The sequence below is a fragment of the Candidatus Paceibacterota bacterium genome (genome assembly GCA_035546035.1).
Taxonomy (GTDB): Bacteria; Patescibacteriota; Minisyncoccia; order Phycocordibacterales; family UBA6065; genus UBA6065.
In genome coordinates this window covers 1-1,530 of sequence record DASZXC010000011.1, presented here as the reverse complement: position 1 = coordinate 1,530, position 1,530 = coordinate 1, and the positions used below count along the sequence as shown (strand labels likewise).

Below are 1,530 nucleotides of genomic sequence, written 5' to 3'. Positions count from 1 at the left end.
AAGTCCTCTCAAGTTTCGAACACCCACGGCAGATAGGGACCGAACTGTCTCACGACGTTCTAAACCCAGCTCACGTACCACTTTAAATGGCGAACAGCCATACCCTTGGGACCGGCTACAGCCCCAGGATGTGATGAGCCGACATCGAGGTGCCAAACCGCACCGTCGCTATGGACGCTTGGGTGCGATCAGCCTGTTATCCCCGGCGTACCTTTTATCCGTTGAGCGATGACCCTTCCACACGGGATCACCGGATCACTATGACCGACTTTCGTCTCTGCTTGGCCCGTCGGCCTTGCAGTCAGGCGAGCTTTTGCCATTGCACTCAACAGCCGATTTCCGACCGGCCTGAGCTCACCATCGCGCGCCTCCGTTACTCTTTGGGAGGCGACCGCCCCAGTCAAACTGCCCACCATGCATGGTCCTGAACCTCGTTTCGAGGCCGCAGTTAGACATCAGGAACTCAAAGGGTGGTATTTCAAGGACGGCTCCACGAAAGCTAGCGCCTCCGCTTCAAAGCCTACCACCTATCCTACACATCGGATTCCTAATGCCAGTGCAAAGTTGCAGTAAAGGTGCACGGGGTCTTTCCGTCTGACCGCGGGAACCCCGCATCTTCACGGGGAATTCAATTTCGCTGAGGAGATGTCGGAGACAGTGGGGAAGTCGTTACGCCTTTCGTGCAGGTCGGAACTTACCCGACAAGGAATTTCGCTCGGATATCTCTCGATCGGTTTCCCGATGAGCCGGACTTTATCTTGAAACGTCTGTCCCACGGTTCATTCCGGCGGCAATCTTGCGGATGTCCGCAATGCCGTCGGCCGTGAGGTGCGCTCCTTTCTCCATCAAGAGAAGACAATCGCGGAATTTCAAAAAATCCACGTTCTTCTTCGTCTTGAGCGGGTATTTCATGAAGAAAGGAATGATGCGTTCGAGCAGATGTTCTTTGCCGCGAACGCGATACGCCATGCGGTCCCCGTGATTGACACGGACGACGCCGCATCCGAAATGCGCCTTCAGCGCATGTAGGATTTGAGCATCGCGTTTGTGTTGGACCACAGTGAATTCCGGAAGGACCTGGAATCCGGCGGACATATCGGCGTGAGGATTGATGCTCACATGAAAGCATCCTTCTCCGTCGACAAATCCGACGATCCATTGTGCTTCTAGATTCATGAGACGTCTCCCAAACATGAAGTCTCTGAGGATTTCCGCTTCTTCTCCGGGGAGGAGTCTTCGCGGATCTTTCCTGCGGATTGTCCCCTTGTCCGCCAGATTTTTACGGCCGCATCTTGCGATCGGCTCGTACTGGTCGGCTGTGGAGGAGTTTCCCGCATATGGTTTGGTTTTACTAAGGCTAGCGAGTTGCCCGACTTGCGCCGGGCGAGCGTGACTCGTTGTCAACCTTAGGACCGTTATAGTTACGGCCGCCGTTTACCGGGGCTTCGATTCGACGCTTTCACATCTCCTCTTAACCTTCCGGCACCGGGCAGGCGTCAGACGCTATACGTCATCTTTGGATTTCGCAGC

1 rRNA gene is annotated in these 1,530 nt (G+C 55.0%); it reads right to left on the bottom strand.

The window, feature by feature from the left end:
- Window positions 1–1,530: ribosomal RNA gene (locus tag VHE10_03535) — 23S ribosomal RNA — on the bottom strand; the annotation flags it as partial.